General features: G+C 52.7%; 6 protein-coding genes. All 6 read right to left on the reverse strand.

Going from position 1 to position 7478, the window contains the following annotated elements:
• The coding region (locus B2067_RS09005) for a 7TMR-DISMED2 domain-containing protein (protein WP_301388185.1) at positions 1-590 on the reverse strand (590 nt) is incomplete at its 3' end.
• A 105-nt stretch (positions 591-695) separates the two neighbouring features.
• Positions 696-1988: a phosphoribosylamine--glycine ligase gene (gene purD / locus B2067_RS09010; RefSeq protein WP_301388187.1), complete on the reverse strand. Its 1293-nt coding sequence runs from the start codon at positions 1986-1988 to the stop codon at positions 696-698.
• Positions 1989-2274: 286 nt separating this feature from the next.
• On the reverse strand, positions 2275-3876 hold the full coding sequence (gene purH / locus B2067_RS09015) for a bifunctional phosphoribosylaminoimidazolecarboxamide formyltransferase/IMP cyclohydrolase (protein ID WP_068440107.1): 1602 nt from the start codon (positions 3874-3876) through the stop codon (positions 2275-2277).
• A 74-nt stretch (positions 3877-3950) separates the two neighbouring features.
• A complete protein-coding gene (gene fis / locus B2067_RS09020; protein ID WP_068439928.1) occupies positions 3951-4265 on the reverse strand; it encodes a DNA-binding transcriptional regulator Fis in 315 nt (104 codons plus the stop codon).
• The gene (gene dusB / locus B2067_RS09025; RefSeq protein ID WP_301388188.1) at positions 4262-5248 is read right to left on the reverse strand and encodes a tRNA dihydrouridine synthase DusB; all 987 of its coding nucleotides are present in this window, start codon (positions 5246-5248) and stop codon (positions 4262-4264) included. The genes fis and dusB overlap by 4 nt, the downstream gene beginning before the upstream one ends.
• A 118-nt stretch (positions 5249-5366) precedes the next feature.
• A partial coding sequence (locus tag B2067_RS09030; RefSeq protein WP_301388189.1) for a DUF3426 domain-containing protein occupies positions 5367-7478 on the reverse strand: 2112 nt, incomplete at its 5' end.

Genomic DNA, 7478 nt, shown 5'->3' on the forward strand with positions numbered 1-7478 from the left:
AACCCAAGGAGCGCCCCGGTCAACAGGTTACTGATACGCTCTACAAGGTTGAACTGATCCAGGCTTTTGAGGGCGATGCGGGTTGCCATTATGGCATCAGTTTCGAGGCGGATCAGATAACTGTTTGTGGCCTTACTCTCTACATTCAGGCTGAAAACGTGTGCCTGACTTAACGACCCCTGGGGTTGAGGTGCATTCAGCTCCAGCGGACGTTCAGTGTCAGAGATATTGAAGATACGCACCGAGTCGATTCGTGAGTTCGACAGGGTCAGTATGGTGTCCATTTCCTGAGCGAATGGATTTAAGACTGACATTCTTATCCAGACGACTCCGGAGTTAACTCCGCGTTTCAGGGATATCGTGTGCGTTGGGGTGAAGCTGAGTTGTCGGTCACTGGCCAGTATCTGAGGCAGAGTCAGAGAAGCTGATTTGTCCTCATAGAAAGACGTGTAAGGTGTGATGGTCTGACTGAAAGAACCCTCGGGCAGAATAATTGGGCCAAGCGCAGAAGCACGCAGAGCGACCAGTAACAACATGACCGGCAGAACCAGAACCCGGAAAATACGATGGAAGAATTGTTGAGCGGTCATTACTGCAGTGATCCCTCACTATAGAGCGTGGCGTTTAGCCAGCCAGACAGGCATTAGCGATAAGACAGGGCCAGCAAGTTACTGGCCCTGCTTGGGTAGTCGGCGTTAGCCGTTCTCTTTCTCGCGTGCTACTGCACGGTAACCGATATCAGAGCGGCAGAACATGCCTTCCCATGAGACCAGTTTCACCAGCTCGTAAGCTTGCGCCTGAGCTTCGCTGACGCTGTTACCCAAAGCCGTTGCACACAGTACACGACCACCGGCCGTAACCACTTCACCTTTGTCGTTCAACTTAGTGCCAGCATGGAAAACCTTACGGTCGGTACCGTCGTTCTCTGGCAGAGAGATGACATCACCTTTCGGGTAATCCGCTGGGTAGCCTGCGGCTGCCAGAACCACACCCAGTGCAGGACGTGGGTCCCACTTGGCAGTTTCAGAATCCAGCTTGCCTTCCAGAGCGGCGAGACAGTGAGCCACCATATCGGACTGCATACGCAGCATGATTGGCTGAGTTTCTGGATCACCGAAGCGACAGTTGTATTCGATTACTTTAGGCGCACCAGACTCGTCGATCATCAGACCAGCGTACAGGAAACCTGTGTAGTCGTTGCCTTCAGCGGCCATGCCTTCCACGGTCGGCATGATGACTTCTTTCATGATGCGGGCATCAATTTCTGGTGTGACAACAGGTGCTGGAGAATAGGCACCCATACCACCGGTGTTAGGGCCTGTGTCTTTATCGCCAACGCGTTTGTGGTCCTGGCTGGTGGCCATTGGCAGCACGTTTTTGCCATCGACCATCACAATGAAAGACGCTTCTTCGCCAGCGAGGAACTCTTCGATTACAACACGGCAGCCTGCATCACCAAAGGCGTTGCCAGACAGCATGTCTTTCACAGCCTCTTCAGCCTGCTCAAGAGTTTCGGCAACGATCACGCCTTTACCCGCAGCAAGCCCGTCGGCTTTAACAACGATAGGCGCGCCTTTTTCTCGCAGGTAAGCCAGTGCTGGCTCAACGTCTGTGAAGTTCTGGTATTCCGCCGTTGGGATTTTGTGACGTGCCAGGAAATCTTTGGTGAAGGCTTTGGAACCTTCCAGCTGCGCAGCACCTTTTTTAGGGCCAAAGATTTTCAGGCCAGCGGCTTCAAACTGATCAACCACACCATCAACTAACGGAGCTTCTGGGCCAACAATGGTCAGACCAATGTCGTTTTCTTTGGCGAAGGCTTCGAGCGCATCGAAGTCCAATACGTCGATGGCGATGTTCTCGATGTTTTCTTCGATGGCTGAACCAGCGTTGCCCGGAGCAACGAATACTTTTTCAACCAGCGGAGATTGTAACGCCTTCCAGGCTAGAGCATGTTCACGACCGCCGCTGCCAATTACTAAGATTTTCATAGCTGACTTCTCTTATTGCGGGTCTGAAACGCTCCTGAGCGGTGTTAAAACCTTCGTCAAAATGCTCATGTACTAAAGTACACTCCGCTTTTTCCTCAGGTTTTGCCTTGCTCAGAAACCTTTCATCTCCCGGGGCTACAACGCCCAATTCTTTTCAACGCGACACCAGATTAAATTCGTTGCCGCAAAATTTTTATTTCACACCGCTTAAACTCGTTCGCTTCCTTTATTTTTCAAAGAAGCAGCTCCTACGGTGCAGAAGCGTTATCTACGCAGTAGCTCCGAATTAGTGACGGAAGTGGCGCATACCTGTAAACACCATTGCGATACCAGCCTCGTCGGCAGCAGCAATCACTTCCTCATCACGAATCGAGCCACCCGGCTGAATAATCGCTTTAATACCCGCTTTTGCCGCATTATCGATACCGTCGCGGAACGGGAAGAAGGCATCTGATGCCATCACCGCACCTTCAACCTGCAGACCTGCGTGCTCTGCTTTAATTGCAGCGATACGTGCAGAGTTTACGCGACTCATCTGGCCAGCGCCTACACCAACAGTCTGACGGTCTTTGGCGTAGATGATGGCGTTTGATTTAACGAACTTAGCGACTTTCCAGGCGAAAATCAGGTCGTTGAGTTCGGCTTCACTTGGTGCACGCTTAGTCACGACTTTCAGGTCGTCTTTGGTGATCATGCCGTTATCACGGTCCTGAACCAGCAGGCCGCCATTTACGCGCTTGTAGTCGAAACCTTCAACGCGTTCCGCAGACCATTCGCCGCACTCAAGCAGACGAACGTTCTTCTTCGCTTCTACAACTGCGATAGCTTCGGCAGAGACTTTTGGTGCGATGATGACTTCAACAAACTGACGGTCAACGATGGCTTGTGCAGTTTCGCCGTCGAGTTCACGGTTGAAGGCAATGATGCCACCGAAAGCTGATTCGCTGTCGGTTGCGTAAGCCAGATCGTAGGCTTTGCGGATACCGCCTTCATCATCAGGTACAACAGCAACACCACATGGGTTCGCGTGTTTAACGATCACACAGGCTGGTTTAGTGAATGACTTAACGCATTCCAGTGCCGCATCAGTGTCAGCAACGTTGTTGTAAGACAGCTCTTTGCCCTGAATCTGCTTGGCAGTAGCGATGGATGCTTCCGCTGGGTTGGCTTCTACGTAGAAGGCCGCTTTCTGGTGTGGGTTCTCACCGTAACGCATGTCCTGCGTTTTAATGAACTGGCTGTTGAATGTACGCGGGAAGGCGTCACGCTCATCAACGCTCAGTACTTCAGCTGTCTGGTCGATGGTGCCCAGGTAGTTAGCAATCATGCCGTCATAAGCTGCTGTGTGTTCGAAGGCTTTCAGTGCCAGGTCGAAACGCAGTTTGGCCGTCAGGCCCTGGTGAGCATTGATTTCCTGCAGTACCTGATCGTAATCAGAGGCGTTTACGACGATACCAACGTGGGCGTTGTTCTTCGCTGCTGAACGCACCATGGTCGGACCACCGATATCGATGTTTTCAATCGCCAGGGGCAGGTCGCAATCAGGGCGGGCAACAGTCGCTGCAAACGGGTAGAGGTTCACAACCACCAGATCAATCGGGTTGATGTGGTGCTCGTGCATGACTTCATCATCCTGACCGCGACGACCAAGAATGCCACCGTGAATTTTTGGATGCAGTGTTTTTACACGGCCGTCCATCATTTCAGGAAATTCTGTGTAGTCTGACACTTCAACGGCCGGGATATTGTTATCAACCAGCAGTTTGTAAGTACCGCCCGTTGACAGGATTTCTACACCTGCCTGAGTCAGTGCGTAAGCGAATTCTACGATTCCGGTTTTGTCAGAAACGCTGATAAGGGCGCGTCGGATTTGTGTGATTTCAGTCATTGTCATCTTAACTAGTCGGGAAGTGAAAACGGCTGAGTATCTCAGCCGTCTGAAAATCTTTTATTGGGTGCTGCTCAGAGCATGCCGTATTGCTTGAGTTTCTTACGCAGTGTGCCGCGGTTGAGGCCCAGCACGATAGACGCTTTGGTCTGGTTGTCGCGGGTGTAACGCATAACAGTTTCCAGAAGCGGCGCTTCAACTTCTGCCAGAACCATTTCGTAGAGTTCAGATACTGGCTGGCCGTCCATAGCATCAAAATAATTCTTGAGCGCGATCTCTACGCTCTCACGCAGCGTGTGTGTGGAGTCTGCGATGGTGGTGAAATGGTTCTCGGAGTTCGCTGGTTCTGTCACTGGTTCAACCTGTCTGATAATTGCTTCTGAGCTCATGCTGCTGCTTCCTTCCTTAACGATGGGTCCCGGAAATACTCCGCAATGGATTCCATCTGTGCGGTGGGACTGTCTAATTGATTAAACTTTTTCCGGAAACTGTTACCCGGCTGGCTTTTCAGGTACCAGCTGACATGTTTCCGTGCGATGCGTACCCCTAAGTACTCACCGTAAAAATCGTAGAGAGAAACCAGATGACGCTGGAGGATGGTTTCTACCTCGTGCAGGTCTGGCGCTGCGAGTTCATTGCCGGTGTTCAGGAAATGAACGACTTCTCTGAAAATCCAGGGTTGCCCCTGAGCGGCGCGGCCGATCAATACGCCGTCGGCGCCGGTGTATTGCATGACTTCGGCGGCCTTGCGGGCATTGGTGATATCGCCGTTTGCGAACACAGGTAACGAGGTGCTCGCTTTAACATTACGAATGGTGTCGTATTCAACGGTGTTGGCGTAGCCACATGCCCGGGTCCGTCCGTGGACTGCCAGAGATACAATACCTGCTGCTTCTGCAATCTCAGCGATACGCACCGCATTACGGGAGTCAGGGCTCCAGCCGGTGCGTATTTTCAGACTGACGGGTACATCGACGGCTTCCACCGTGGCCTGCAATATATCTTTCACCAGAGCTTCATCGCGCAGTAATGCGGAGCCCGCAGCCTTATTGCACACTTTCTTCGCCGGACAGCCCATATTGATGTCGATGATCTGAGCACCGTTCTCAACATTGAAGCGGGCGCTGTTGGCCATGATTTCCGGATCACCACCGACGATCTGAACTGCAATCGGTTCCGGCTCACCCGTATGATCCAGGCGCAGCTTTGACTTACGCGTATTGCGCAGTTCAGGCTTGCCAGAGACCATTTCACCCACAACCAGTCCAGCGCCCAGTTCTCTGCAGAGCTGGCGGAACGGGCGGTCGGTGACTCCCGCCATAGGAGCCAGAACCACGGGGTTCGGTAGCGTGTAAGGGCCAATTGAGGGCATAGAAGACGGTGGCCTTCTGGTTAAAAAGTGTGCTGAAAAAGAGGCGCTATGATACTCCCAACCCCTTTGTGAATAAAGGGAAAACTGCGCATATTTTGCGCAATTTCAGCATTGACTTTTACTGGTTGGGGCGTATGTAAATCTGGCGACTGACGGCCTCAGGGCCCGGGTTAATGACTTCGATTGCTATGTGAACCGGCACGCGGGAAGGCATCAGGTCACCGGGCATGACGTCACCCGCGAGGTACTCTTCGGGAGAGAAGGTGCGCTGGGCAACAATGCGATCATTGAGGTCGCGGAACTCGAGCTCAAGATCAGGGTAAGGCTGTGCATATCCCGCGCTGTTGGTCAGCAGAGTATCGATGACTAGCGCATCGGCAATACTGCGGTGCGGGTTGAATACTGTGTTTGCAGCGCGAATCAGGCTAGTGTCCTGAATCCCCGGCAGTGTGCATCCGGCAAGGTCACAGACAGCGGAGTAGAGTGGGCGCAGCTGATCATTTTTAGCCAGGGTGTCCATGCGGAACCAGCCGACCTGTGCAACCGCGATCAAAATCATAACGACCGCTGCAAAAGACCAGAGCCCGGTATAGCTGCCTGGTTTCTGCTGTTGTTCAAGTTCCAGTGGGTCCAGTTCGGCTGTTGGTATATCGAGACTGATTCCCTGGCTGAAGTTCAGATTTCCATCAAGGGTTTCGGTTTCGTGCTGCGCTTCTGAGACGTTGGCGAACGTGGTGTCGCTTTCACGCTGTGTTGACGGGCTTTCGGGGAAGCCCGCTTCCGGATAGGCGATTTCTTCGACGAACGGCTCAGGCCCTGCGGGCAGATCCTCGTCAGAATCGTCTACATAGCTATCGAAGTAATCGTCTGTGTAGCTGTCATCCGCGAGTGCAGCGCCCATCGTATCTGCAGAACTTGTCTCTTTTGCAGATTGCTTGCCACTGTTACTGTCGTGGATATCAGTAAAAGAAAACTCTTCGCCCTGCTCGAAGGCCTCAATGGTATCCAGGTCTGGTGCTGTGAGGTCGTCTTTAGCTTCAGTTGTCGCTGGCTCCTGATTGATCAGTTCCAGCGCCCATTTGTCTTCATACTGGCTATCATCGTGCTCTTCGGGTGTAGAAGCGAGAATATCCGAGTAATCGTCTGATACCAGATCTTCGAGGTTGTTGAGCAGGCTGTCGTCGGTCTCTGTCGGAGATTTCTCGTCTTCACCGATCAGGTCAGCAAGGGTGTCACCCGGCTCCATATCATCATGGATAAGGAAATCGTCGTCATCGTCTTCCGGGGCGGGATCAGCCTCTTGGGTTGCCGGAGTTTCGTCGCTGGTAAGATCGCTGACAAGCAGGTCATCGTCACTGGCGTTCTCCAACAGCTCATCCAGTGAGGTGTTGTCGTCGCTGGCTTCAGCGACTGCGTCATCGAGTAGACTGGCAAAGTCGTCGTCTACGCTGCCTGAATTCTCTGGTTCGTCAGTAATAAAGTCGATTGGTGCCGGGTCATCATCCTGTTCAGGGATGAAAGGTACTTCTTGCTCTGGCACATCAGGTACTTCAGCAGGTTCGGTCGCTGGAATATCCGCAGGCGGTGCTGGTGGCAGTTCTTCTGGTTCTTCAACGTCAGGAAGCGGAATCTCGTCAGGTATCTGCTCAGGTGCTTCTTCCGGTAGCTCGGGCTCAGCGGGTTCTCCCTGAGGGAACTCTATTTCTGGAGAATCGTTATCAGGCAGATCAATCTCAGGCGTCTGTGTGTCTGGCCTGGTGAATTCCGGGCTGGAAATCTCTGGTGTATCCGTCGATGGCTGCGGCGATTCATCCGGGGTGTCGGTCGGCAGATCAGGCTGATCGGCTGCAATAATGTCTGCGATGACATCCGGGATGTCTTCGGAGGTTGCGTCGGAGTCATCTAATACGTTACTGACATCAAACTCAGGGACGTCGTCTGTTAGAGACGGTTCGGTTTCTTCTGCAGGAAACTCGCCAGGCTGACGCTCGTCTTCGTCATTATTTCTGCGCTCGTTGTTTCTGGAAGGCGCGTGAATAATGCCGTCGTCCGAAATCAGCATAGAGCCTTCAAGATCGAGCTCGTCGTCGGTGGTGTCTTCGTGATCTTCTTCTGAAAGATCAATCAGATGGTTTGCAACCGCAGACTTCTGTTGTGCCGCCCGGGATGGAGACAGGGGTTCGAATTCGAAAATCTTAGCCGTAGGCTGCTCTGGCTCTGGCTCTGGCTC

It is taken from the genome of Thalassolituus sp. UBA2590 (genome assembly GCF_002339775.1).
Taxonomy (GTDB): Bacteria; Pseudomonadota; Gammaproteobacteria; order Pseudomonadales; family Oceanobacteraceae; genus Thalassolituus.